Here is a 24,579-nt window from a genome sequence, read left to right as displayed (position 1 = left end):
CGGTGCAGAACGTCCGCTATTGCCGATTGTTTGCCGTCATCGGACGCCCGCCAAGCGGCCGCCTGGGCTGTCGCCGGTCAACGAATCTTCTGCATCACCGGAAGTCGGGTCAACCGCGCCGCGGCAGCATCAGTGCGGGTGCGACAGCGACAGCGCCGATCGCGAGTGCCCACCAGTAGGTGTGGGTGAACGCGTGGGTCAAGACCTGGGTGAGTTCATCGGTTCGGGCTGTTCTGGTGAACGCGTCGGCACCGGGTGTCTGATGTTCGATGTCGCGTTGGATCAGTACCAGCAGCGCCGCGACACCGAACGAGCTGCCTGCGCGGAGGCCGACGTTGGTAGCGGTTGTGGCCGAAGGGATTTCGGAGGGTCGCAAGGTTTGGTAGCTGGTGCCCATCGCTGCGGGCATGATCATGCCGTGTCCGAGGCCGATCACGTACAGTGTTGCCACGACCAGGATGTCGCTGGTGCTGGGCCCGATCTGGGTGAGGCCGAGGATGCCGAGCAACACCACGGGCAGTCCGGTGAGGATCAGCAGGCGTGGGGAGTGCTTGTCGGCGAGTTTGCCGGTGATCAGCGTGGTCGCCATCGCGCCCAGCCCGAGGGGCGCGACCATCGCTCCCGAGCGCAGCGGGCTGTCGTCGTTGACGGTCTGGAAATGCAGCGGCAGCAGCGCCATCAGGCCGGACAGGGCGCCGATGTAGATGAACATCATCACGTTGACCGCGGCGAAGTTCCGATCCCGCAACAACCGGACGTCGACCAGCGCTTCATCGCCCCTGCGGGCCGCGTGCCGGACATAGCAGCCGACCAGCACGACTCCGGTCAGCACGCTGGCGATGACACGGATATCGGTCGGGCTCGTCCCGCTGCCCGCCTGGGCGGTGCCGTACACCAGCGCGCCCAAACCGGGTGAGAGCAGCGCTAATCCGAGGATGTCGAGCCTGGCGTCGTGGTCGCGGACCGGGTCGGTCGGCAGCAGCCGGATCGCGGCGATGACCGCGATCGCGCACAGCGGAACGTTGATGTAGAACATCCACCGCCACGACAGGTGGCCGAGGATCAGGCCACCGACTGTCGGGCCGAGTACCGGGGCGAGCATCGCGGGCACCGCGACCGCGCTCATGACGCGCCCCATCCGGTCGGGCCCGGCGGCGCGGGCGAGCATCGTCTGCCCGATCGGCAGGATCATGCCGGCGCCGAAGCCTTGCAGCAGCCGGAACATGATGAGCGCGGTGATGTTCCAGGCCATTGCGCACAGCATCGATCCGGTGATGAACAGCAGCAGCGAGACGATCCACATCGTCTTCGGGCCGAACCGCACGATCGCCCATCCCGAGAGTGGGATGCTGGCCGACAGCGCCAGGGTGTATCCGGTCAGCACCCATTGGATCGCTGTGAGCGACGTATGGAACTGAGCGCCGAGGGTGTTCACGGCCACGCTGGTGATCGTGGTGTCCAGGATCGTCATGATCGCGCCGAGGACCACCACGATCACGAGTTTGCGCAGGGCCGGGTCGAACTCGGTCGATGCCGTTGGAGCCTGTGTCATTTGCCTTGTTCCCCACCATCACCCGGTTGCTGCCAGCCTCGGCGTGGACGGGCGTAGCGGGGTTTCAGCACGTAGTGGTAGAGGGCGCGAATCGGGGAGAGCAGGAAATCGAGCATCTTGGCCTGTGCGTCGGCGGGCGCGTCGTCGAGTGCCCACGGCAGGTACTCGGTCACGGCGCGCAGTCCGTTGCGTTTGCGCATCTCCGCGCCGAACGCGGCCCATCCGGGCCCGCCGACGGTGCGGTCGATGAGCGGCAGCGCCAGCTGTTCCTCGTGGGTGAAGTGCGTATCGAGCGCCGCGGCGAGTGCATCCACGTCGGACCGCAACCGCAGGCCGCCGCCGGCGGCGGCCATTCCGGATTCCACCCTGGCCAGCAATTCCTCGATGCCCTCGTGTTCGGCCTCCATATCGTCGAGGATCGCCAGGTCTGCCGGATCCGTCACCGCGGCGCGCACCAGTGGCCAAAGGGCGGCATCCTCGGTGCTGTGATGCCGGTCGAGCTGGCGTCGGAACGTCTCCCATCCGATCCGCACGGACGGCTCGGTGAGGCGCCCCTCGGCAACGGCGGCCGTGAGGCGTATCAGGTCGCGCATACAGGCGTCGTGGGCCAGATACATCCCGAAGAAGTCGATTGTCGTGGTCGGTCTGTGGTTGTTCATGGTCATCCTCAGCCGTTCTCGTTGAAAGTTCTTGGGCGTACTGCATATTCAGATCAGGGGCAAACACTCACGGCATGACCGAGCCGCCCGCGATGTCGAGCGTGACGCCGGTGATCCACGACGACGCGGCGGAGGCGAGGAACAGCGCCGCGGAGGCGACGTCGTCGGGTGTGCCCAGCCGTCCCAGCGGGAAGCCCCGCAGCAGGTGCTGCCGTTGTTCGTCGGACATGAAGCGCCGCATGCGCTCGTGCTCGATCGTGGCGGGCGATACGCAGTTGACGCGGACCCCTTGGGGTGCAAGCTCTTTGGCCAGATGACGACTCATCGACACCACTCCCGCCTTGGCTGCCGCGTAGGCGGCCGAAGCCGGGGTGGCCTGCCTGGCCGACGATGACGCCATGGTGACGACGGTGCCGCGGCGGGCGATCAGGTCCGGCAGGAACGCCGAGATGGTCAGGAAGGTGGCCGTGAGGTCGGAATCCACTACGTGCCGCCAGTGTTCGGCGGTCTCGTCGATCGACGGCACCGGTTGGCCGTAGCCGCCGGCGAAGGCGATCACGATGTCGATCCCGCCGAATCGGTCCAGGACCAGGGCGCGTACCCGGTCCAGGTCAGGTTTCGAGGTGCAATCGGCCACGGCCGCCAGGGCCCGCCCGCCCGCGTCGGTGATCGCGGTCGCGACGCCGTCGAGCGCGGTGTGGTCGCGGCCCACCACGGCCACCGCGACACCGTTGCGGGCCAGCGCGGTGGCGGTGGCCGCGCCGATTCCGCGGGAGCCGCCTGTCACGACGGCGGTCTTGCCCGCCAGATCCGGGTGGTTGGCCATCACTACAAGGTCCGGAGTAGTCACGCCACTGTCCTTTTCGTCATTGCGGGTGCCTTGGGTCGAATTTAGTTAGACTGTCTGTATGAATAAATCAGCTTGGCAAGGTACTGTCAAGGCCATGAGCCCACGCCAATACAACCTGGGGAAGCGCACCGCGCAGATCGAGCAGAGTCGCCGGCAGGTTCTCGATGCCGCCAGGGCTGTACTGGGTGAGGCCGACAGCTACACCGGATTCACTCTGGATGCGGTAGCCAAGCGCGCGGACGTGGCCCGTGCAACGGTCTACTACCAGTTCGGGTCGAAAACAGGCCTGCTGGAAGCGGTCTGCGATGATCTCGGCGTGGCCGGCGGCCTGTCCGAACTCGTCAAAGCCTTCACCAACCCCGAACCACTCGCGGCGCTCGCCGAATTCATCGCCTGCTTCGCCCGATTCTGGCAGGCCGATCGCCCCGCCATGCGGCGACTGCGCGCGCTGGCCGCACTCGACGCCGACGTCCACGCGGTCATCAGCGCCCGCGACGAGCGGCGCCGCGAAGGCTTGGCGGTATTGGCAGCTCCCTTCGCCGACGGGAACCCGCCGGAGGAAGGCGCCGATCGGCAGGTGCGTATCCTGCTGGCCCTCACCAGCTTCGAGACGTTCGACACCATGGTCGGACCGGAAGGTGATCTGTTCGATGCCGTTCCGGTGATCGCCGGGATCGCGGCCACCGTGCTGGGAGCAAACGCATAGGTATGTTCGGTCCGCTCGGGCAGACGCGAACGCCCCCCGCAGCAACACCCCATGCTGATACAGAGAGTCCTGAGGACGCACCGCTGATTGCGCGAATCGGCCCCGCCCGTGCGACACCACGGAAGATCAACGGGCCGTAGGCATCCGGCGCAGCCGTACATATGCTATCGCCGATCGAGATACCGGCAGGTTGGTCTCCACCACTCTTGGTCAGGCGATTTCGGCGCCGGAGTCGCCGAACGGGTTGAAACGACAGTGGATACTCTTGGCTGTGCCGCTCACCTTTCCGTCGCATGCGTTGGCCGTGCTCCCGTTGAAAGTCCGGTGGCCTCGTTATCTGGACGGTGTCGCGTTGGTGGTCGGCTCAGCGGTTCCCGATGCCTCCTATCCGGTGGCAGGTTTCTTTTCGATGCCGGAGACCCACGCACTGCCAGCGTTGCTGTGGTGGTGTCTGCCCATGGGGATCGTCGCAACGCTGGTGATCCGCTGGGGCGCCGCGCCGGTGGCCGCGCACCTGCCACGGTTCGGGGCATTCGATCTGCCCGCCTATGGCGTACTCGGTGCTGTGCGGCACCGGTGGTATGTCACGGGATACTCGATCCTGATTGGTGCGTTCACTCACATCTTTTGGGACGGATTCACTCATGATCCGGCCGGCGGGCATGGCTGGGGAGTAGCCAGATTTCCTGTGCTGTTGCAGCCGGGTCCGCTCGGTAGGCCCTGGTGGTACCTGCTGCAGCAGACATCGACCCTGGGTGGTGGGGCACTCGCGGTTGGGTTGTTCTACTACATCGGCCGGCACGGACTGCTGCGAACCTGGCATGGTGAGCCACCGGCCGTCCGGCGCTCGCCGAGGCGATTCTGGCTGTCGGCCGGACTGCTCGCCGTGTCGACCTTATCGTTGATTCCGCTGATGCCCTTGGCATTTCAGCCGTTCGTGCTGGGAGTACGGTTGCTCTACGTGGTGGCGCTTTCGATGCTGGCAGGCGCGGCGTCGATACGCCTGGCAGGTCGTGGATCCCCAAACCCCGACCTCGGCGACGCCAGCGCCGGCAACCCTGGCCTTGGCGTTCAAGGTGTCGAAGACAGCATGCCGAGGCGCTGAGAGGCGCCAGGCGACATCTGCGGTTGGCGTGCGGGGCCGGTTCAGTTGGTGAATCGGGCGACGGCGTCGTAGATGCTGGCTGCCATGGCTGGGCTGCCGGTGTGCCCGGAGTCGTCGATTATCCTCAGTTCCGCTTCGGGCCAGGCTCGGGCGAGTTCCCAGGCCGTGAGCAATGGCGCGGACAGGTCGAGACGACCATGGATGAGAACGCCGGGAATTCCAGCGAGCCGGTGTGCGTCACGCAGCAGCCGGCCGTCGTCGAGCCAGGCCGCGTGCGCGAAATAGTGGGTACAGATCCGCACGAACGCCAACCGCGCCGCATCCGGCTCGGCACTGTATTGGCCTGGTGCGCCCAGGGTTTCGTGCGCGATCACCGCATCCTCCCAGGCACACCATTCCCGCGCGGCCTGCTCGCGCACCGCCGGATCCGGCTGTTCCATCAGTTGCCTGTATCCCTCGACCAGATTCCCGTCCCGGTATGCGGCGGGTGCCCCGCTCCGGAACCGTTCCCATTCGATCGGTAAGAGCAACCGCAGGCCGTGGTAGAGCCAGTCGATCTCCTGCGGCCGGGTCATCGTCACCCCGACCAGCACGATCCCGATGACCCGCTCCGAGTGGCGCTGAGCGTAGGCGAGGATGAGAGTGCAAGCCCACGAGCCGCCGTAGAGCACCCATCGCTTGATACCGAGGTGCTCGCGCAACAGCTCCATATCGGCCAGCAGATGTTCGGTTGTGTTGTGCGCCATGTCGACGTCGGGGTCGGAGGCGTGCGGCAGGCTCTCACCGCAGCCCCGCTGATCGAACAGCACGATCCGGAACGCGTTGGGATCGAACGTTTTGCGGGCTCTGCGCCGTCCCCCGCCGCCGGGACCGCCGTGCACCACCAGCGCGGGCCGGCCGTGCGGGTTCCCGCTGGTCTCCCAGTAGATCCGGTTGCCGTCACCGACATCGAGCAGTCCCGACGCGTAGGGCTCGAAGGGCTGCCGCGCTCCGGACACAGACATAGCCGTAACGGTACTTGCGTCAGATCGCAGACTGCGTCTCCACTCACCGTGCGGACAACCGCCGAGCGGCCCGCTCAGAACCCGGTCGACCGCCGCATCCCGCGCTGACCGAACCGGCCGGCGCGGAGCGGCCGGTGGCCGGAACCTGTTGCGGTGCAGAACATCCGCTACGCCGATGACCGTGCAAATTCCTCGGCCCGGAGGACCGCCTGCGCTACCAGCGGACCCCTCGGTCTTCGATGGTGGAACGAGCTGCGGTCCAGGCTTTTTCGAATTCCCCAGCAGTCATCTCCTCGCGGGAATCTCCCTCGAGGTCCCAGTCGTCGGCGCTGCCTTCCGCGAGCACACCGTATTTGCTCTCGTAAGCCTGTACTGCGCCTATACCCCCGTGATCTCGCGCATGCATTACTTCCACAAGCGCAGCGGCGATAACTGGTTCGCCGTCCGCACCTCGCAGACTGATCTGGCGGCTCGGCCGGCCATCGTCATCGAGTTCGAACAGGAGCCAGATGTCCTCGTCTGCGTAGTAGTCGCGAATCGACCGCATCCGACCAGGATCACGGCTGGCGGTCACCGCTGAGCCATCCGAGCGTTGTCCGGCCGGGCCGTCGGTTTCCAGTGCCGGAGGCGTGGACCGGATCACAGCTCAGTTCGGGCAGGCGGCGTCCAGTGCCTTGGCGGTGGTCTGCAACGGGCCGCTCGATAGCGGAACGAGTTTGTCATCGGAGGCGGTCTTGATCTGGTCCAACACCTGAACGTAGGCCCGCAGTGCGGATTTGACCTTCGGGTCGGCGACTTGGTCGACCATGGGCGTCAACGTGGCGTCCTGAGCTCCGACGGCGGACCGGATCTGGTCGGGAGTCGGTGTGCTATTGCCGAACAGATCATCGGGGACGGCAGCGAGGATCTCCTTGCATCCGACGGTCCGGGCGGTTGTCGCGGCCACGGTGGTCGTCGATGGTTGTGCCGCATCGCTGCTGGTGGTGGTGGACCCGCATCCCGTGGTCAGCACCCCGAGCGCCGCCACCAAGGCGACTGGGATCGTCCGCGAGAGCGCCCGCAGCGAGAGATTGCGAGACAACGCCTGCGGCGCTGGTGAATTCATGGCAAGTCGACCTTCCTGAGTTCTTACCCTCTGCACTCCGATCATGTTGACGTGGCCCCAATAATTTCCGGCTCATCGCCGATAAGTTCCACATCATTCCGCCGCTGCCACCCCTGCTCAACCGAATGCCGACAACGGCATCGGAGGCGCGGGACTAACCGAAAACAGCTGAAGAACGTCGATTGAGCGCACGCCGACGCGGAACAACCGCAGATCCACACACCGAAGTCACCACGACGGGCAGCACTCGAGAACGAAGTCGACCGTCGAACTCAACTCGCCGTCCAAACATCCGCTACTGCCACATACCGCGCTGACCGAAGTCGAGGGAACCAGGCGATCCAGCCTGGCAGGTTACGCCGCCGGGAGATGTCGGCCAGTACATGGATGGGGTGGCACTCGGAGGTTGGCGTGTCAATGCCCCAAAATGTGTGAAGTGATTTCGTTTCAGATTCTCGGTTCGGTAGCTAACGTTTCCGCCGCCCGGTGACCTTCCCCCGGGGCGACCAAGGAGATCCAGCAGCGATGAAACTGAAACCACTGGCCCGCAACACATTTGGCATCGTGGTAGCCACCACGGTTGCCGGCCTCGGACTCGGGGCGGCACCGGCCTCCGCCGATATCACCGGCCTCAAGGTAGTTTGTGATCGCTGGTGGGGGGCACCGGCCCATGTGACGGGTCGGATATCATTCTGGACACTACGGATTCGACTCCGGTGTGGATCACGGTCAACGGTACGGCGCTCGCAGGGAGTCCGTTCTCGCTGCCGCAGGCCAACCCCGGCTATCACATCCAGCTCTTCCTGGATTGCCGCATGACACCGCTCCACGTCGTCGCGATGCAGAAGAGCGCGAGCGGCGCGATCACCAGCCAGCAGTCGACCGATTTCAGCCCTCCCTACACGGTGGGGGATTTGGTTATGGGCGATCTGTTTCGCGGCGTCGCCACCGGTAGTGCCCAAGTCTGGCAAGCCGTCACCGGCAACAACACCCCCAACGTCGGCAGCGCCAGCGGCTCGGCCGCCGCTGCCAGCGATGCCAACGCCGGCAGCGCGGAAAGCGCCGGCTGTCATGTCCAGGTGCAGTCTTAACCAGCCGTAGCACATGGGAACCATTGCTGCGCAAAACATCCGCTATTGGCGCATCCCGCGCGGTTCGAATCGGCCAGAGCGGGCGCGGCCGGCAGTGAGACTGGGATGAACTCGGATGTCAGAGTTGCCGGGGCGGAGTGCTAGCTGCCGGGCAGCAGGTTCGAACTGCCGGATCCGATGCTGCCGCCGCAGCCGCCCTGCTGGGGCTGCTGCGCCGTCGGTGATCCGGGGGGTGCGGCGACCACGACCACCGTCAACGAATCCGTGTTACTGCCGGTGCGGGTGGACAGGGTGTGGGTTCCCGCGGTGAGCGGAACCCAGGTGACGGAATTATTGGAGCTTCCGATGCAGGCGCCGTTGTCGTAGAAGCTGCTGACGGGACCGGTGATGCTCACGCCATCGTAGGGCGCGATGAACGAATAGCTTTGCCCGACAATGTAAGACGCGGGTGTCGTGCAGGTTCCGCTCGAACAGTCCTGCACCTCGATGCCATGAATGCCAGCGGTGGCGAGCGCCGGGAACACTGCGGTGAGGGTTCCAGCGACGCCGACAAGGGTTGCGGCCCAGGCGATGTGGCGGTTTGTGGCGGGCATTGGTGACTCCTTGCTTCGTCCAGATTTCTGGTCGAGCGGAATCCTGCCTTCACTCGCAGTGAAATGGTCTCGCTTCACAAGAATGGGTGACCCCCGACTTGCAGGGGCACCGAAACGGGGGTCAGTCCGCCGCGGAGTACAGCGCGGCGGTCAAGCGCGCGCCGACCAGTGCCCGCTGCCAGAGCTGGGCGCCGCCCGCGGCCAGGTAGTCCTCGATGGGGGCCGGGGTGTCCCCATGGGTCGCGGTCTTCGGCAGGCCGTCCCAGCACATCCGCCGCAACAGGTCGGGGTGAGCAGGTTCTCGACCGGGATCAAGACCTCGCCCGACAGGTCGGTCATGGCGACGCCTTGGCTGCAGATGCGAAGGCCACTGCGGAGCAGGTCATCGCCTCCATCGACGAGAACAACGGATAGTAGCCGTCTGCTTCTGCCGCATCCCGCTTCCAACTCGAGCGGACGTGCGACAATAGTACGTACCGCGTACTACGTAGCGCGAGCTACGCGATGCGTACTACAGTGCGGATCGACGGACAACCAGGAGGTTCTGCGATGCTCGCCAACGATGCTCAGCTACTGGTTCTGTGCGCTCTCGCCGAGGGCCCGCTGCACGGCTATGCCATCAATACCGCCATCGAACGCCTCACCGGTGAAAGACTCGCCCCGGGAAGCCTGTACGGGGCGTTGACCCGGCTGGAGGCGAAGGGGTTGCTGGTCGAAGCCGCCGACGGCACCGGTAGGCAACGCCCGGTCCGCTTGACCGGCAAGGGGAAAGAACTCCTCGAAAGAGAGCTGCGTTCCATGGCCCGGGTCGCCTCGACCGGACTGCAGCGACTCGGAGTGAGCCCGGCATGACAATGGTTCACCACGCCCTGATTCGGTTGTACCCGAAACCGTGTCGCGACCGCTGGGGCGAGGAATTGCGAGAAGCAGTGCACGCTACGGGGTTTCGTTCCTGGCCGAATATCCTCGCCGGGGCGATCGACATGTGGCTGCATCCGGCTATCTGGCCGACGCGCTATGGCAGCCAGCGCCGCGCCCGAGCGGCGGCGATGGCAATCGCGGTCTCGGGCGACGGATGGTTCATCGCGAATCTCACCACCGACGACGAGACGTCTCGATTCCTGCCCATCCTGCAAGCCTGCGGAATCGGATTGGCACTGGGACTGTTGCTGGTGGCACCGCGTCCGCTGCTCGATCGCGCTGAGATCGGCGTGCTGTTCCGACGCGGCGCCCGCGCGCTCACCCTGCCCGCGCTGCTCATCGCGGGGGTTGTGTTCCTCGTCCACGCCGGAACCAATGTGCCCGCACTACCGGCCCTGCGGATCGTGGTACTCGGGATTTGGTGGGGCGCATGGTTATTGCTGGCAGCCAACGGTTGCCGGATGCTAGCGAATCTCGGCCCGGACATCGTGGTCGCGCCGACCCGGCGGCGTTCGATCGCCGGGATCGCCGTGCTGACCGGCACAAGTGCGATCTCGGCAGCAGTATTGCTCGTCTTCGCCGTCACCGGTACCGAATTCGATGCCGTCGCCGCAGGAGGGGGTGTGGTGCTGCTTGCACTCGGCACCACCCTCACCACCACCATCCGCGAACTGCCCTCCCTCACCGACGATTAGGACACACATGCGCCTGACCGACCCCCTGTACGCGCTCTATGCCCGTCGGCTTCGACGCCAACTCCGGGCAGCGCCACTACCGCGACACATCGGCCTGATCATGGACGGTAACCGCCGCTGGGCACGCAAGAAGGGCTTGCCCGATACCCGCTTGGGACATCGCTACGGCGCCGAACATGCCGAGCACGTACTCACCTGGTGCGAAAGCCTCGGCATCGACCACGTCACTGTCTTCCTGTGCTCTACCGAGAATCTGCAGAACCGCCGCAGCGACGAGATCGACTTCCTCATGCGCGTGGTGGAAGACCTCGTCACCGACCGGCTCGGCCGACCCGACTCGCGCTGGCAGCTGCACATCGCGGGCTCGCTGGATCTGCTGCCCGACACGACCGCCCGCGCGCTCAAGGATGCCGTCGAGACCACTGCCGCATGCGCCACCGGCGCCCACGTCACCCTCGCGATCGGCTACGGCGGACGGCAAGAGATTGTCGACGCCTTCCGCGACCTGCTCTACGACAACGCCTGCAACGGAAAGACCTTGGCCGAAGTCGCCGATGCCCTCACCGTCGACGATCTCGCCGCCCACCTATACACCGCCGATCAGCCCGACCCCGATCTGGTCATCCGAACCAGCGGCGAACAACGACTGTCGAATTTCCTACTCTGGCAAACCGCCTATTCCGAACTCTACTTCTGCGAAGCCTACTGGCCCGCTTTCCGCGAAATCGACTTCCTCCGCGCACTACGCAACTTCGCCAACCGCCACCGCAGATATGGCGCCTAACCCCCGCATCGAACGCCGCAAACAGCCTCGGCAACGTGCCGGAGGCACGAATACGCTCTTCCCTTGCACTGGGCGGTCGGTCAGTCGCTGGTTTGGCGGCAGGAACGCGCGCGAGGTCGCGTTCGCACAGCAGGGTGTCCGGCGACGAGGCGCACGCGGCGCCGAAGGCCCGTTGATGCGAGTATCTTTCGGCCGGGCCCAATTGCGCTGGACGCTGCGGTCACTGGCGGCATTGACGCTGGTCCTGATGCTCGCGGCTGCGGCTTATGCGGTTCATGTCGCGCAGCGGCGATCGGCACCGGTGAGCCTGCCCGCACCGACCGGACCGTATGCGGTGGGCCGCACCATCTTCGAATGGACCGATCCGGCTCGGATCGACACACTGGCCCCGCAACCCGGTACGGTACGGGAACTGTCGGTGTGGCTGTGGTATCCCGCCGCGCCGGGGCCCGGCGCGGCCCCGGCCGCCTACGCGCCGGGCGCATGGTCCGGGCTCCAACTGTCCGGGCCGGTGGGTCTGGGCGAGACGAACTTGGCTGCCGTTCACCCGCATGCGGTCGCGGACGCCGAGGTAGCCGGTGGGCGGTTCCCGATCGTGGTCCTGGAGCCCGGTCTGGGTTTCGCCGCACCACAATTCACCACGCTGGCCGAGAACCTGGCCAGTTACGGATTTCTCGTCGCGGGTGTCACCCCCACCTACAGCGCCAATTTGACCGTGCTCGGCGGCCGGGCGGTCCACGCCACCCGGTCCGGAAACCCGCCTGCCTTCGACAGCACGGACTTGCACAGCGACCGGGCCGACCAAGCCGGCGACGCGTTGGTGGCCACGTGGGCCGCCGACGCACGCTTCGCCGCCGCGCAGGTCGCGGCACTCGACACCACCAACCGCTTCCGCGATCACGTCGACCCGGCGATGACCGCATATCTGGGCCACTCCTTCGGGGGCGCTGCCGCGCTGGAGGCATGCCGCACCGATACGCACTGCGCCGGTGCCATCGATCTGGACGGCACTCAATTCGGTCCGGTAGTCCGCGCCGGGCTCGGCAAGCCGATGCTGCTCATCGGCAGCGCCGACTCCTGTATCACCGGAATATGCGCCGACCGCAATTCCACCCGTGACACCGCCGCCACTCTCACCGCCGCCAGTACCGGTCCGATCTGGTGCTACCGAGTCCGCGGCGCAAAGCATTTCAACTTCAGTGACTACGGTGTCTACTACCTGGCCGCCCCGCTGCGGTCCCAGATGGCGCTCGGCGACCTCGCCGGAGACCGGGCGTTGACCCTGGTCGACGAATATTCAGCCGCATTTATCGAACATGTCGTCGGCGGCCGGGCCGAGCCGCTGCTCGCCAACGATATCGCCCCATATCCCGAAATCGAGGTCCAACGGATACCGGACTGACCCGCCGCCGCTGAACTCGGTTCGGACGCATCAACGTCGGCATCTGGCGGACCTCGATCAGCCTGAAGCTCGGCGACCGACCGAAGGCGATCGCTGAGCCTCAAACATCCTGACATGCCGCATATCGTGCTGACCGAACCGGCCAGCGCGGATCCGGGCGGCTGCTCCAATCGCACGGCGGCTTGGGCTGGAGGCCGTTGAGTGGCGATGGAAAGGCTATGGCGAAGTGATTAAGGAGGTAGATCAGCACCCTATGACTCGTCATCGCTCCAGCTGGCGTGGAGGGCCTGCTCGGGAATGTCGCATCGCAAGCTGTGGGCCTTCTTCATGCTCGCCACAGAGAAGGAGCGGATTGCACTGCAGGACAAGCGGTTCAGTGGCACCTATGTGCCAAGCTTGCGCCCGTTAGCGATCATGCTGGATGTAACTGTGGCTACTCTTCAACGTGCTGACAGCCTTCTACGAAGAACGGAGCGCTCCCCTCTTGCAACCGTGACGCCCTGGACTTTCAGAAGCAGCGATTGGTACGCGGACTTACCTGGTGCTGAGCCCGCACTGTCATGCCGCTGACCGCGCTGACCGAACCGGCCAGTGAGAGGCAGGCGAAGGTCAACTGGCCCTGCTGATCCGTCGCTGGCGGAACGCGTCACTTTGCAGTGTGAGTCCGGCCCGAACCCGTACGCCGAGGTGGAGTCGGAGGCTGAGCAAGATCGGTCAAGCGGGTTTCGGGGCCGCGTTGGCAGACTTGTCGTGTGGCCAAGACCGGACGAGATCGACTACGCGAACTGCTCGACGCGGTGCTGGACGAGAACAACACCACGCTCGGTGCGATGGCGGCTGATGCCTTCGTTTCGCCGTTCCATTTCACCCGGCAGTTCTCGCGCGGTACCGGCGAGCCCCCGGTGGCGCTGAAGCGGCGGGTGCTGCTGGAGCGGGCGGCGTGGGAGCTGTCGACGGGTAAGTCGGTGACCGACGTCGCGTTCGCGGCCGGGTACGACTCGGTGGAGGGTTTCAGCCGCGCGTTCAGCGCTGCCTTCGGGCATCCGCCGAGCCTGACTCCCGCGGACGAGCGCCGACGGTGGTTGCCCACGAGCAATGGCATCCACTTTCACCCGCCCATGTCGCTGTGGGTGACGAGTGCGCCGAAAGAACAGGCCGTGCTGGATCCCACGACCCTGCTGATCCATCACGATATCGACGACACCCGCGAACTCCTCAGTATGGCAGCGCAACTCGACGAATCGCAGTACCAGCGGGTGCGATTTCCGGGCCTGCTGGTGGAGTCGTTCCGGGGCCCCGAGGAATCCATTGCCACCGTGCTCGCCCATCTCATCGAGTCGAAGGAGGTGTGGCTGGCCGCGATCGACGGCGAGGACATCCCGACGGCCGCCGACGACGCTCTCCCGGAATTGGTGAAACGCCATGAGCGCGTAGCGGTTCGGTGGCTGGATACCATCCGCGATCTCACCCGGCGTGGCGGGTGGGACGACACTCTGATCGATGCGCTGTGCGAGCCGCCGCAGAGCTTCGTCATCGGCAGCGTGATTGCCCACATCCTGAGCTACTCCATCCACCGCAGGTATCTCGTACGGCATTGGCTGCGAACCGAGTTATCCATCGCCGGAACCGAAATCGTCGACGGCGATCCCATCGAATGGCTACACCAGAGAGGATGACGTGACCTTCAAGACCGTCTACCACACCGCTACCAGCCTGGACGGCTTCCTGGCGACCCCCGACCACAACCTGGATTGGCTGCTGTCTCGGCAGGTCGACTGGGACGGCCCGCTGGGACTGAACCGGTTCGCGGCTGGTGCGGGCGCGATCGCCATGGGCTCGAGCACCTATCAATGGATCAATGAGAATTCCACCGAGCCCTGGCCTTACAACATGCCGACCTGGGTGTTCACCCATCGCGAGTTCCCGGCCTTCGACGACGGCCGCGACGTCCGATTGACCTCGAAGCCGGTGGAGGTCGTACACAAGGAGATGGCCGCGGCCGCCGACGGCAAAGACCTCTGGCTGATGGGCGGCGGCGAGCTGGTCGGCCAATTCGCCGATCAGGGCCTGCTGGACGAAATCATCGTCTCCATCGCCCCCGTCACGCTGGGCGCGGGCGCACCCCTGCTCCCCCGCCGTCTCGAACTGAAGACCACGGAAGTCGCCCACAACGGCGAATTCGCCTGCGTGCGTTACTCGGTCGTGCGCTGACGCCCCACCATCCGATTCATCGCGGTAAGAATTCGGGATATGGCATACAAACTATCGCGCAACGTGATTCGTGGCGCGTTCAGGAATTCCGGCACCCCGACACGGGTCTCGATCCATCTCCTGGATCCTCGAAGCCGGCATGATGTTTTGAGCACTGTCAGATCTGGCAGGTGGGGCTGGGGTGGAGCAGCCAGCAGATGATCGATCCGTCACCGGCGGACCCGGTTCCGCTGGACCCGGTATTGCCCGACCCGATCGGGAACCCCGCACCCGGAACCGCTGTCGGCTCGACGCTCACCGCGGCCGCTGAAGCAGAGTCGGCACCGATGGGTCGGACCCGGTCGACTCCCGCTGTCCGCGCGCCGGTGTTTCCGGCGACGCGGTCTCCCGGCCCCCGAGTACTACGACGGCTCCGCCCACCCGCATCCTTCAGCCGGCATCGGGCCTATCCCCGCCACACCTCCTGGCGTAAGGCGTTGGCGGGGAACGAAACACGGGCGGTTCCCACGTTCACTGTCATCCGATCGACGAGTTAGGCACCCGGCTATACCCCTGCGGCCTCGCCACGACTACGCCGTAGTCCTTCACCGTGGCCTCCCAGCCCAGACGCACAATGCCCGACCAGGAGTTCCCCACCCCTGAGCTGGTGGGTGTGCACCGCCGACCAGCCCATAGATCGATCACACGGCGCTGATGAACCGCCTGCGGGGCCAGATCAAGGACAAGCGGGTGGGTGCGCTGGTGAAGGCGTTCCTGAAGTCGGGTGTCATGGGCAGCTGGAAGATCGCATACGGCGGCTACACGCTCAGCGGCGCATCCAGCGTCGCCGTGACGCGATACCGCTACCGCGGGAACAAGATTCATTCCCCGTGGGCAACAACACCGGCAGCCGCCCGAGCGGCGGTTGACCACCGGGCAAGACACATGGAGAGCCCGGTGCCTTGAGAGAGGCACGCCGGGTTCGGCGGGCGGTCACGGGAAACGGACCGGGAGCAATCCCGGCACCGCGCCCATGACCGACCCAACAGTCGGGGTGAAGGCTGAGCGTAGGGCCGGTAAGGGGCATGTCATCTACCGCAATTGTCCTGTGCTGGTGGTGATCTCGGTGTAGCTTGCGCGGCTGTGGTGCGTGAGGTGGACTACTTGGGGCATCGGAATACTCGGCTCGGTGCGGGGGATTGGTACTGAGAACCTCGGTATAGGGAGAAGGTTCATATGGCATATCGGGTCGCCGATACGTTCCAGCGGTGGGTGCGGGACCCCGAAATCATGACCACGGTCGTCGCGGTGCTGCGGCCATGGGCTTCGGTGCTACCGGGCCTCGGTCCGGACTTCGCCTCCGCACTTCGGTTACGGGCGTTGGCCCTGTCCGTCGAATATCGGTACGACGACGCCCTGATCGATGTCGAGGAGGCACTGCGAATCTGCCGCCGCGCGCCGATCGTTCGGCGCACGACCACCGAGGTTCAAATCGCCACGGCGTTGAGCCTGCGGGCGTATCTGCTGCGGTGTGTGGGCCGGGAGCGGGAGGCGGTGGACGACGCACGGGAGGCGCTCGCCTTGTGTCGGGAACGATTGTCGCGCGCTCCGCACCGGTTCGGCCCCAGCTTGCTGAGCTCTCTGGACGAATTGGCCCGCTCCCTGGACAGGACCGGTGAGCCTGGGCAAGCGCTGCCTTTCGGCGAGGAACTCGTCGACATTCTGCGCCGTCTTGCCCCACGTCGACCGCGCTACGAGCGCTTCTTGGCCAGTGCCCTGCATCAACTCGGTGGCTACATCTCCGATGCCGGGGATCTCACCGACGCGTTGCGCGTCGCCAATGAATCCCTGCAGCTGTATCGACGTCTCGGTCGCGAGCAGCCGGAAGCCTTTGCGCTTCAAGCGGAGCTGGCGACGCATAATCGGGATCTGTTCCTGGACCGGCTGCACCAACAGGGATAGGCGGTATCGGGTCGCATCACCCTGCTCGCGCTGTGCGCATATCGACGGCGACATGGTGACGGGCGGCGACCGGCTGGCGTCGTCATGCCCCGGCCGGTTCGGTCGTGGACGGCAAAAATCCAACGAAGTTCACGTAGCGCCTGGGCCAGGCCCTGGCTGAGCCGAACCGCTACGTCTCCCCGGCGCCGACGAGGCTGATGTGGTCTGTGGCCTGACGCCGCGGCTCTTTCGAACGTCCGCTCATGCCGATGAGCGTGCGGACGAACCGATCAGCGTCCGACACCATGTCCGAAGGCCGGCAGGGCCCCTGGCATCTATTTTCCTAATAGAAAGTAGATGCTAATCTGACAGTATGAGCAGTGATACATCTCCTGAGACGGCCCTCGATGTCGCTCGATCTGCCCGGCGGGCAGCCGTCAGTGCGACCAGGATGCCCCGATGGTTTCCTGCGTTGGCGGGCCTGAGCTGTGTGCTCGGGTTCGGTCTGCTCGGTGTTTCTGCGCTGACTCACGGAAGCGGGCGCGCAGCATTCGCTATTGCCGGTCTTCTGATGTGCATTGTCAATATCGCGTCCCTGGGCATTCTGGCGGGGACGTGGGTGCGCGCGGGGGTTCTGCCGCACTCCGCCGGCGCCACGGTGCCACCGCGTTGGGTTTGGTTGTCGGCAGGCATCGTTCCTGCTCCGGTTGCGGTGGCTGGCCTGGTCTGGCTGGTGACCGACCGGGTCGGGTGGGGAAGCCTCGCGCTGGGAGTCTTGCTGGGGATGTCGACCTGGTGGCGCCTCTCCGCCTGGCGGCGGTCTGTCGAGGCGCGGCGAAATCGGTGACCGGAATCGACGAGGCCTTCGCCACGATGGCCAGGCTCAAAGCCGCCGCATTCCTTGCCGGCTGCGCTGAAGCCGAATTCGGCGTCGTCGCGCAGAAATGCGATATCGCGGCCTCCGCACTGTCGAAAGCGGCGATCACACTGGAAGAAGCCGGTTACGTGCGGATCCGCAAAGGCCACGTGGGTCGTCGCCCGCGGACATGGCTGGCCCTCACAGCGGTGGGCCTGAAGGCCTTTGAAGCCCACCTGGCCGCCCTTGCCGAGCTGACCAACCAAGGTCGAGCGCTCACAGGAAGGGAAACTGGAACAGAAGAATCACCCAGCCCAACTGGTTGATTCATTCCGTCCAGCCACGACTTCCTTGATCTGCTCGGCAACGGACTCGTCCATGCGGTGATCATTTTCAGCTGGGTTGTCAACGCACCGTCATGCCGCATACCGCGCTGACCGAACCGGCCAGCGCGAGGCGGGCGAAGATCAACTGGCCGTGCCGATCCGAGGCCGGCCGAACGCACGGTAATGCCGATGAGCGATTACTTGAACGATGGGCGGATGCCTCCCGGAGAAGTCGACGCTACCGGTCGAACTTGACCGGAATATCCAAGCGCCACATCGCCAGCGTGCTGTCGCCGTACACCCACGCCTCCGCGACTAGTTCCGCGGGCGAACCAACTCCGGATCGGCGCAGACCCGCGACCAGCCGGCGAGCGATGCTGTCGCACACATTGGGCACATCCGACAGCGGTATCTCCCACCAGTTGTCGTCCTCCCACTCGTCATCAAGCGTCCAGCCTTCATCCGCCAGTTCGCACGGATCGTTCTCGGCGAATATCGAGGGCTCCATACCGACCGTCAAGCGCTCGCTGCGTGTCGCGCTCTTCGAGGGTCAGGCCCTGCGGGCTGACCCTCAACACCTCGCCTTCGGCCAACATCGGCCGACCATCCCGGAAACTGAAATAGAAGCCTTTGACAATGCGGGTATCGGGTGGTTAGCGTCAGCGGGGCCATACCACTGAAGAACGGGGAGACTTCTTGCAGCGCAAACGAATCCGTCGGGCGAGCATCTGGATTGTGGGGGCCGCAGTAGCCGTGGCGACTTCCGGATTGACCGCACCGACCGCGTCGGCGAATGCGATCGACGTAACCGTGACACCGGGGGCCGGTGGAGATCCGGGTGCGTATACGATCACGGCTACCGTGAGCGATCCCACGATCTCGCAGGTCTTTCTGTACGACATGCTGTTCGTCGGCCCGGGCAATTTGACGCAGGCGGTTGTCATCGGTGGCGGTCCGCAGAAGGTCAGTGGCGGGAAGGTTCAGTTGACCTGGTACCCCACGGCGACCGGAACTCACGGCATCGCGTTCGACGGATGGGACGCGAGCGGCAATTTCGTCAGCCGTGCCGGAACCGGGGCTTCGGTGAGCCAGCTTCCGAAAACACCCGGACCTGCTGGGACAGAGCCTACTGGCGGAAGCCTGACCCAGGCGGGCATCACGATCAACGGACTTGTCCACCACCCGAATATGACCTATACGCTCAGCGTTTCCGCAGCGTCACTTCCCGCCGGAAGCATCGTCTATTTCGATGACAATGGCGGCACGGTCAATCTGGGCCAAGCCACCGTCACCAACGGTGTGGCGACATTATCCTTCACGCCCACCACACTCGGCGCCCACAACCTCACGGCTGTCTACACCAACGCAACCACACCCCCACCCCCCGACGACTCGGTCACCACGACCCCGTCCGGCGCAGGTCAATTCGCCGGCCAGGCCACCTTCATAGTCACCACCCCGGTAGCGACCGCCACCCCGACCGGCACCGGCAGCGCTAACTCCATCCCGGTCATCGGCCCTCTCCTGAACTCGCTCAGCGCGGGGTCATCGCACTAGGCGACGGTCCGTGCGTCCGGATCGACAATGCCTCGCGGACGCACGGAACACCCGGGCCTACCGCCCACCGTAGACCGAAATCCCCTGAGCAACGACGTTTTCGGTCCCCGGAACCGAAACGGCGAACACATCTTGTCGTCCGGGACTGGTTATTTCGGATATCCGATCCCAGAAGACGTCGTTGGTGCAGAGCATCGCCAGTTCGGGAGCGCCGAGGTATCCGCCGCTCGCGCAGGTCGGAGTCGGCTGGGGGCGTGCTTCCACATGGTGGATCCGCAGAATTTGGCTCCCATTGCCGACTGGGACTCGCGATGGGTCATGCCACGGGTCGCCAGGAGCGCTCGGGCCGTATTCCAAAACCGCTGCCGAGCGGGTACGGTCCAATCTGCATGTCTACCAGCTCTTTCGAGTGGGTCGAGTGGCGGACTTTTTGCCGCGAATTGGCGGCCGTGTGGGCAACAATCGCCACTGCCATGAGAATCCTAGCTGTGTTGTCTCATGAGATTGGTGTCGGCAGTCGGCCGCTGGGGCAGCTCGCCAGTCTCGTGAACCAGCCTCCGGAGTGCCTCCAGCGCCATTGTCCAGCAGAAGCATCCGGACTACGAAACCACCGCGCCCGGACCACCACCCAGCGCGTACACATTGCTAACGACCAGAACCGATCCAGAGCAACACACTATTTTGCCGCATACCGCGCTGACCGAATCGGCCAGCGCGGGGCATCGGAAGATCCACGGGCAGAGCGCCGTACGACCGCTAGCAGTGCGCGCTCATGCCGATGAGCGAGCATTCGGCGGACAACCGGATGCCTCGCGGAGAAGTCGACACTATCGGTCGAAGGTGACCGGAATGTCTATGCGCCACAGGGACACCGTGCTATCGCTGTACACCCACGTATTCGCGGTGAGTTCCACGGTCGACCCCGCGCCGGACCGGCGCAGTGCCGCAACCTGTCGTCGAGCGATGCTGTCGCAGACGTTGGGCACATTCGAAAGCGGTATCTCCCACCAGTTGTCGTCCTCCCACTCGTCATCACCGGTTTGGTCGTAGAGCCATGAGCGTGAGATCCCGGCGTGGTCGGCGACGGATTCGAAGGTGATTCGCGCTCCGGCCTGGTCGAGGCCGTGGAGGGCCGCGATGGCCTCGGCGCGGGTGTTTTCGTGCCGTCGCCGGGCCGCGGTGCGCAGGTATTCGGTGTTGTCAGCGCGCATCGGTGCCGGAATCTGTTGTATCCGTGCCCGAAGGCTTGGGCGTAGCTACGGCGACCCGGTGCAGACCGGGAGCGGTCTGGCCGTAGATATGACGGCCTGTGCAGTCCGTGGCCCCTGGGCCGCCCATGGAAATCAGGGCAGCATTCTGAAATCAATCTATTTTAGAGTCCTTGGAGCATTGCACCTCCAAGGAGTCCGTAGTTGAAACCCCTTCTGGCCTACCGGCTTCCTACCATCGCGACCGCCTGTGCAGTCGCAGCCATCCTGTACGGCACCGGGGTCGCCACCGGCGCTCCGCTCACCCTCGATCCGGTGGCCACGACAACCGCTTCGGGCTCGGCGGACTCGGGATCGGTCACATCCGGTTCAGCGACGCAGACTCTCGACGCGAATGCGAACACTGGCTCCAGCTCGGCCCAACTGCTGTGGCGCCAGTTCTGGTGTCAATATTCCGGCGGCGACTGGTACCCAGAAACCGGTTACTGTCAACATTACGACGGCTCCAGGGTGGGCTAGCTCGGGCCGAAGACCTCCCTTTGATCGTGTGTCGGCGCTTATCGCCTTCGGACCCCGGATGCGCCGGGGACGGGCCGCCATGCGTCCCGGACCCCATCCGGCTTGATCTCGGTCAGTAGCTCACCGCAGTCGACGCCGTGACGGCGGTGATAGTTGCAGAGCGAACCGATCGCTGCCAACTTCCGGTTGATCGTCGATGCCGAACACGCCGAGTCCGGACTCGGAAATGCCGTCACCTGCGCCGACCGTAGACCCACCGGGATCCGAAGCCGATGCGCCGAACAGCCGGAGCATGTCCGGCAGACGTCCGCTCATCAGCGTACGTCGTTTTGTGTCAAGTGGTCCGGTCGGTTGCCCTCGGTTTGTCGTCGTCCCGGCATAGCGGTAATGGGGTTGGTCACCCTGCAGCGTGTAATCGGGTTGTGGTGACGACAGGCCGGGGCTGCCCATGATGAGCGGCGAGATCGCCGGTGTGTCTCGATGCCGCAGAGGGCTCGCCCCGACCGACCGCTCGACGCGCCGCCGCTGAGGCGGCGGTCGAGATCTTGGCGCGTGTGGTGCCGTGGGTGGCGATATGGGGGTCCCAGGGTTGTCGGGTGGTGATGACGGCGTGTAGCTGGCGCAATACTGCTGCGGCGATCACGGTTTGGGTTTGGGTCGGGGTGAGCCGATTGGTCTCGCGGCCGGTCAGATGCTTGTAGCGGGCGGCATAGACCGGGTTGGCGCGTTGGGTGCCCCAGACCGCGCGCCAGGCGGCCACTTTCGGCGACTGTTCACCAGACTCGACGGGGCCGCGGTGGCGACGGTGTCGCATGTCGGTGGCATCCTCGATCTGGCCGAGCGCCGACTGGTCGCCGACCCGGCGGCGCAGTACCGCGCGATCGCAAAGAGGCCGGAGCTGCTGGGTCTCTGATCGCACCTGCCGCTGAACCCCGCGCCCGCCCGCTGGCCCTCTACCGGCATCCGTAGCGATTCGCTACCACCAGCCCGGATAACTTAGTGCTGGAAGGCGAATCGTGCCTGCACCGCTTCATCGGGCGGCAGATACCGGCATTCTTGGACAACCTGGCGGAATCCGGCGCAGCTACGCAGACCTGCCGGACCGGGTTGCAAGGGCGAGATACTGTGCGAAGGTCGAGTTTCCGGCGCCTGCCCCGGAAATATCCCCCTGACTCTAGTGAACTCAAGTGCGCGCTATTGCCGCATACCGCGCTGATCGAACCGGCCAGCGCGAGGCGCCGGCGGCCGGAACCTGGTGCGGTGCAGAACATCCGCTATTGCCGATGATCGAGCACTCTGCGGGGCACGTACGCGCTGTCGCTTCCGGGAAGTTGTGCCCTCAAAATTTGAAGCATGCTCGTTTCATCATGGCCGTGAAGGCGTATCGTCCGTCTGGCAAGTTGTCACGAGCAAAGGTAGTCAAATGGCCCGAACGCCGATGAAAATAGCTACAGTAGTGATCATTTCAGCCGGAATCGGACTTTCCACCCTGGGTACGGCCGCGGCGGGTCCGTTGCCGGAAGTCGGTCCGATCGCGGACACCGGGAGTTTCCAAGGGGCCATGCAGCAGCAGGGGAGCTTCATCGGCACCGTGGCGTCGCTGCTGTGCGTATTGACTGGTGGTCACCCACATATGGGTATGGGCGGCCCGCTCGTCTGCTACGGCGGCCTATTGGGATCCCAATAGGCGATTCGCGGGCGAACCACTATGCCCCCAGTTTGATTCGGTCCCACCGTCCCGTGGGGGGCCGAACCGCACGGGTTCCCGCTACGTCGGCGAGCAGAGCGCAAGATCGACGAAGCAAATGCGGCCACATCCGCACATGCCGCATACCGCGCTGACCGAACCGGCCAGCGGGGGGCGCCGGCGGCCGGAACCTGGTGCGGTACAGAACGTCCGCTTCTGCCGATGACCGGCCATCGGGCTCTCACTCGCATGGAGTCACAGCGTCACGAAGGCGCCAATGTTGTACGGGCGGTATACCGTCGCCCGGACATGGTCATAGATGTTCTACAGGGGTTGAAGTGAGCTGGGAGTTCGAACGGGATGCCTTGATCGAGGTAGCCACAGCACTCGCGCCCGATCGGCCGACGATCGCCCATGCGGTAATGGACAGGGTAAGCGCGGATTCTGGTAAGCCCTACCAGCTCGCGAGGGCTCGGATGGTGCTGGTGGACCAGTTGGATGATGCCGGGCTGGTCGCGTTGATCAACTACAGGGACGGCAGTGAGTACATTGCGGGAAGGCTACAGCAGCTATCGACATATCCCACGGCGATGGCGTGGGACTGGTATGAGCACTTCCTCCGCGACCTGCCGGATTTGAAAGGAGGCATGAAGCGGTTCTTGGAGTTGGTTGGCGAGCACAGCTATGCGGTCGGATCAGCCTTGGTGAACATCGATACTGGATCGGATGCCGGTGCGTTGGCTTTCGTTCCTACAGAACAGGTCTCGGGTATCGTCGAGCGAGCACGACACAGTTTGTCCCTGATTCGGCTCGGCACAATGACCGCGATCCAGGACGACGTACCCGCGTTTCCACAACTACAGGCACCCGATGTGGTTTGTACCGCGTTACCCCAGCTTGCGGAGATACTGGCGCCGAATCGACCGGACATCATGGAACTGTTGCGCCTTGTTCTCGACGACCCGCGCGCCTACCTTGATGCGTACCCGGCAATGGATTACCTCTGCTCCGGAGAGGGTGATCTCGCCCGTCGCGGACTACTCGCGATGCTGCACGGTACGGATTGGGGCATCAGCCCCGCGTTGCTGGAATACTTCGACTGGCGCGACGATATCGAAACCATCAGGGAACAGTTGGGACGACTGTGTCCCCCGGAGTTGTCCTCGCTGTGGTCGGCCGAATACGGTTCAGCCATTAACATCGCCGACCCACAAGATCGGGTGACCGAGACCAGCACCTTCCTCAAAGAGACCGGCGACCAGTTCCACAGGCTCGGATTCGCGCTCGTGTCGATCACCGTCGGTGATGGCTACCATCTGGGTCTCTGCCAGGCGGCCGATGCGGAACGCGCTGTGAGACTCTTACTCTCAGCCGGCTACGACGCGGCGGAGACCCTGGGTACGACGACCCGTCCGACTCCCGATGTCAACGCACCATAATGCCGCATACTCGCGCTGACCGAACCGGACAGCGCGGCCCGGCGGAAGATCAACTGGCCGTGCCGATCCAAGGCCGGCGAACGCACCATAATGCCGATGACCGAGCACTTCTTCGTCAGCTGGTGTGGTCAGTTGGCGGGCACTGTCGGTTTGATTCTCGATCCTGGTCGTCCAGCTCGCCGCGCTAGGCTCATGATCGGAAATCCAGCAGCACCAACGACATTCGGTGTGCGGAATCGTGGAGGGGAATCATGGCCGGACGTGGCGACGGAATTCGGGCCGAGTTGCGGATCAGGCCAGCGTCCCGGCCTTGTGTGGGCAGCAGCGTAGCTTGTGCAGCACCTTCCAGCTCTTGAGCTGCGCGTTGGCGCGTTCGCCGCGGCCACGCA

Annotated in this window: 26 protein-coding genes and 1 pseudogene; 15 read left to right on the top strand and 12 right to left on the bottom strand. The window is 64.9% G+C overall.

Translation table 11 applies throughout. The annotated features are described in order from the left end of the window. Positions 1-109: 109 nt before the first annotated feature. The 3 genes from ACIRRA_RS28485 to ACIRRA_RS28475 all read right to left on the bottom strand — a co-directional run bounded on the left by ACIRRA_RS28485 (position 110) and on the right by ACIRRA_RS28475 (position 3,061). Entirely contained in the window at positions 110-1,552 is a 1,443-nt protein-coding gene (locus ACIRRA_RS28485) for an MDR family MFS transporter (RefSeq protein WP_402774213.1), read from the bottom strand. Next, entirely contained in the window at positions 1,549-2,211 is a 663-nt protein-coding gene (locus tag ACIRRA_RS28480; RefSeq protein WP_402774210.1) for a hemerythrin domain-containing protein, read from the bottom strand. Before ACIRRA_RS28480 ends, ACIRRA_RS28485 begins: the two co-directional genes overlap by 4 nt. 67 nt (positions 2,212-2,278) lie before the next feature. Continuing rightward, positions 2,279-3,061 (bottom strand): SDR family NAD(P)-dependent oxidoreductase, encoded by a 783-nt coding sequence (locus tag ACIRRA_RS28475; RefSeq protein WP_402774207.1) that lies wholly within the window; start codon positions 3,059-3,061, stop codon positions 2,279-2,281. A gap of 94 nt (positions 3,062-3,155) precedes the next feature. Here ACIRRA_RS28475 and ACIRRA_RS28470 point away from each other — a divergent pair, with 94 nt between their 5' ends. Together ACIRRA_RS28470 and ACIRRA_RS28465 are read left to right on the top strand one after the other, a co-directional pair. Further along, positions 3,156-3,767 carry a TetR/AcrR family transcriptional regulator gene (locus tag ACIRRA_RS28470; protein ID WP_402774204.1) on the top strand — a complete coding sequence of 204 codons (612 nt, stop codon included), beginning with the start codon at positions 3,156-3,158 and terminating at the stop codon, positions 3,765-3,767. Between the two features lie 271 nt (positions 3,768-4,038). Then, a complete protein-coding gene (locus ACIRRA_RS28465) occupies positions 4,039-4,872 on the top strand; it encodes a DUF4184 family protein (protein ID WP_402774202.1) in 834 nt (277 codons plus the stop codon). Between the two features lie 41 nt (positions 4,873-4,913). On the opposite strand, the gene pip is transcribed toward ACIRRA_RS28465, so the two are convergent. The 3 genes from pip to ACIRRA_RS28450 form a co-directional block, all read right to left on the bottom strand. Beyond that, positions 4,914-5,876: a prolyl aminopeptidase gene (gene pip, locus ACIRRA_RS28460; RefSeq protein WP_402774199.1), complete on the bottom strand. Its 963-nt coding sequence runs from the start codon at positions 5,874-5,876 to the stop codon at positions 4,914-4,916. A gap of 214 nt (positions 5,877-6,090) precedes the next feature. Then, positions 6,091-6,423, bottom strand: a complete 333-nt coding sequence (locus ACIRRA_RS28455) for a hypothetical protein (protein ID WP_402774196.1) — start codon at positions 6,421-6,423, stop codon at positions 6,091-6,093. A 99-nt stretch (positions 6,424-6,522) separates the two neighbouring features. Further along, a complete protein-coding gene (locus ACIRRA_RS28450; protein WP_402774193.1) occupies positions 6,523-6,981 on the bottom strand; it encodes a hypothetical protein in 459 nt (152 codons plus the stop codon). Between the two features lie 716 nt (positions 6,982-7,697). Between ACIRRA_RS28450 and ACIRRA_RS28445 the strand changes: the two genes are divergently transcribed. Continuing rightward, positions 7,698-8,072, top strand: coding sequence for a hypothetical protein (locus ACIRRA_RS28445; protein ID WP_402774191.1), 375 nt, complete (start codon positions 7,698-7,700; stop codon positions 8,070-8,072). Between the two features lie 140 nt (positions 8,073-8,212). Here ACIRRA_RS28445 and ACIRRA_RS28440 read toward each other — a convergent pair whose 3' ends face one another. Beyond that, positions 8,213-8,665, bottom strand: a complete 453-nt coding sequence (locus ACIRRA_RS28440) for a hypothetical protein (RefSeq protein ID WP_402774188.1) — start codon at positions 8,663-8,665, stop codon at positions 8,213-8,215. Between the two features lie 121 nt (positions 8,666-8,786). Beyond that, a complete protein-coding gene (locus tag ACIRRA_RS28435) occupies positions 8,787-8,948 on the bottom strand; it encodes a hypothetical protein (RefSeq protein ID WP_402774523.1) in 162 nt (53 codons plus the stop codon). A gap of 266 nt (positions 8,949-9,214) precedes the next feature. Here ACIRRA_RS28435 and ACIRRA_RS28430 point away from each other — a divergent pair, with 266 nt between their 5' ends. From ACIRRA_RS28430 to ACIRRA_RS28390, 9 genes are all read left to right on the top strand, one after another. After that, positions 9,215-9,517: a PadR family transcriptional regulator gene (locus tag ACIRRA_RS28430; protein WP_402774186.1), complete on the top strand. Its 303-nt coding sequence runs from the start codon at positions 9,215-9,217 to the stop codon at positions 9,515-9,517. Then, positions 9,514-10,281, top strand: coding sequence for a hypothetical protein (locus ACIRRA_RS28425; protein ID WP_402774183.1), 768 nt, complete (start codon positions 9,514-9,516; stop codon positions 10,279-10,281). Before ACIRRA_RS28430 ends, ACIRRA_RS28425 begins: the two co-directional genes overlap by 4 nt. A gap of 7 nt (positions 10,282-10,288) precedes the next feature. Further along, complete coding sequence (uppS, locus tag ACIRRA_RS28420; protein WP_402774180.1) at positions 10,289-11,065, top strand: polyprenyl diphosphate synthase; 777 nt, start codon at positions 10,289-10,291, stop codon at positions 11,063-11,065. Positions 11,066-11,240: 175 nt separating this feature from the next. Further along, positions 11,241-12,467, top strand: a complete 1,227-nt coding sequence (locus tag ACIRRA_RS28415; RefSeq protein WP_402774177.1) for a hypothetical protein — start codon at positions 11,241-11,243, stop codon at positions 12,465-12,467. 752 nt (positions 12,468-13,219) lie between these two features. Further along, complete coding sequence (locus ACIRRA_RS28410; RefSeq protein ID WP_402774175.1) at positions 13,220-14,143, top strand: helix-turn-helix domain-containing protein; 924 nt, start codon at positions 13,220-13,222, stop codon at positions 14,141-14,143. Between the two features lies 1 nt (position 14,144). Further along, a complete protein-coding gene (locus ACIRRA_RS28405) occupies positions 14,145-14,678 on the top strand; it encodes a dihydrofolate reductase family protein (RefSeq protein ID WP_379403694.1) in 534 nt (177 codons plus the stop codon). Positions 14,679-15,371: 693 nt separating this feature from the next. Beyond that, complete coding sequence (locus ACIRRA_RS28400) at positions 15,372-15,623, top strand: hypothetical protein (RefSeq protein ID WP_402774170.1); 252 nt, start codon at positions 15,372-15,374, stop codon at positions 15,621-15,623. 270 nt (positions 15,624-15,893) lie between these two features. Beyond that, complete coding sequence (locus ACIRRA_RS28395) at positions 15,894-16,619, top strand: tetratricopeptide repeat protein (protein ID WP_402774167.1); 726 nt, start codon at positions 15,894-15,896, stop codon at positions 16,617-16,619. Positions 16,620-17,441: 822 nt separating this feature from the next. Beyond that, entirely contained in the window at positions 17,442-17,780 is a 339-nt protein-coding gene (locus tag ACIRRA_RS28390; RefSeq protein WP_402774164.1) for a transcriptional regulator, read from the top strand. A 238-nt stretch (positions 17,781-18,018) separates the two neighbouring features. Here the strand turns inward: ACIRRA_RS28390 and ACIRRA_RS28385 are convergent, their stop codons facing one another. Further along, positions 18,019-18,300, bottom strand: a complete 282-nt coding sequence (locus ACIRRA_RS28385; protein ID WP_402774161.1) for a hypothetical protein — start codon at positions 18,298-18,300, stop codon at positions 18,019-18,021. A 341-nt stretch (positions 18,301-18,641) separates the two neighbouring features. Between ACIRRA_RS28385 and ACIRRA_RS28380 the strand changes: the two genes are divergently transcribed. After that, positions 18,642-19,337, top strand: a complete 696-nt coding sequence (locus tag ACIRRA_RS28380; RefSeq protein ID WP_402774158.1) for an Ig-like domain-containing protein — start codon at positions 18,642-18,644, stop codon at positions 19,335-19,337. Positions 19,338-20,164: 827 nt separating this feature from the next. Here the strand turns inward: ACIRRA_RS28380 and ACIRRA_RS28375 are convergent. Beyond that, positions 20,165-20,548 carry a hypothetical protein gene (locus tag ACIRRA_RS28375; protein WP_402774155.1) on the bottom strand — a complete coding sequence of 128 codons (384 nt, stop codon included), beginning with the start codon at positions 20,546-20,548 and terminating at the stop codon, positions 20,165-20,167. 201 nt (positions 20,549-20,749) lie between these two features. Here ACIRRA_RS28375 and ACIRRA_RS28370 point away from each other — a divergent pair, with 201 nt between their 5' ends. After that, complete coding sequence (locus ACIRRA_RS28370; protein ID WP_402774153.1) at positions 20,750-21,064, top strand: hypothetical protein; 315 nt, start codon at positions 20,750-20,752, stop codon at positions 21,062-21,064. A 397-nt stretch (positions 21,065-21,461) separates the two neighbouring features. Here the strand turns inward: ACIRRA_RS28370 and ACIRRA_RS28365 are convergent, their stop codons facing one another. Next, complete coding sequence (locus ACIRRA_RS28365; RefSeq protein WP_402774150.1) at positions 21,462-21,824, bottom strand: hypothetical protein; 363 nt, start codon at positions 21,822-21,824, stop codon at positions 21,462-21,464. Between the two features lie 1,265 nt (positions 21,825-23,089). On the opposite strand from ACIRRA_RS28365, the gene ACIRRA_RS28360 reads away from it, so the two are divergent. Beyond that, entirely contained in the window at positions 23,090-24,190 is a 1,101-nt protein-coding gene (locus ACIRRA_RS28360; RefSeq protein WP_402774148.1) for a hypothetical protein, read from the top strand. A 291-nt stretch (positions 24,191-24,481) separates the two neighbouring features. Here the strand turns inward: ACIRRA_RS28360 and ACIRRA_RS28355 are convergent. After that, a pseudogene (locus ACIRRA_RS28355) lies at positions 24,482-24,579 on the bottom strand (IS5/IS1182 family transposase); the annotation flags it as partial.

This window comes from Nocardia sp. NPDC101769 (assembly GCF_044766925.1).
In the GTDB taxonomy this organism is placed as follows: Bacteria; Actinomycetota; Actinomycetes; order Mycobacteriales; family Mycobacteriaceae; genus Nocardia.
The sequence above is the reverse complement of the archived record's forward strand: the minus strand, read 5'-3'. Positions and strand labels throughout refer to the sequence as shown.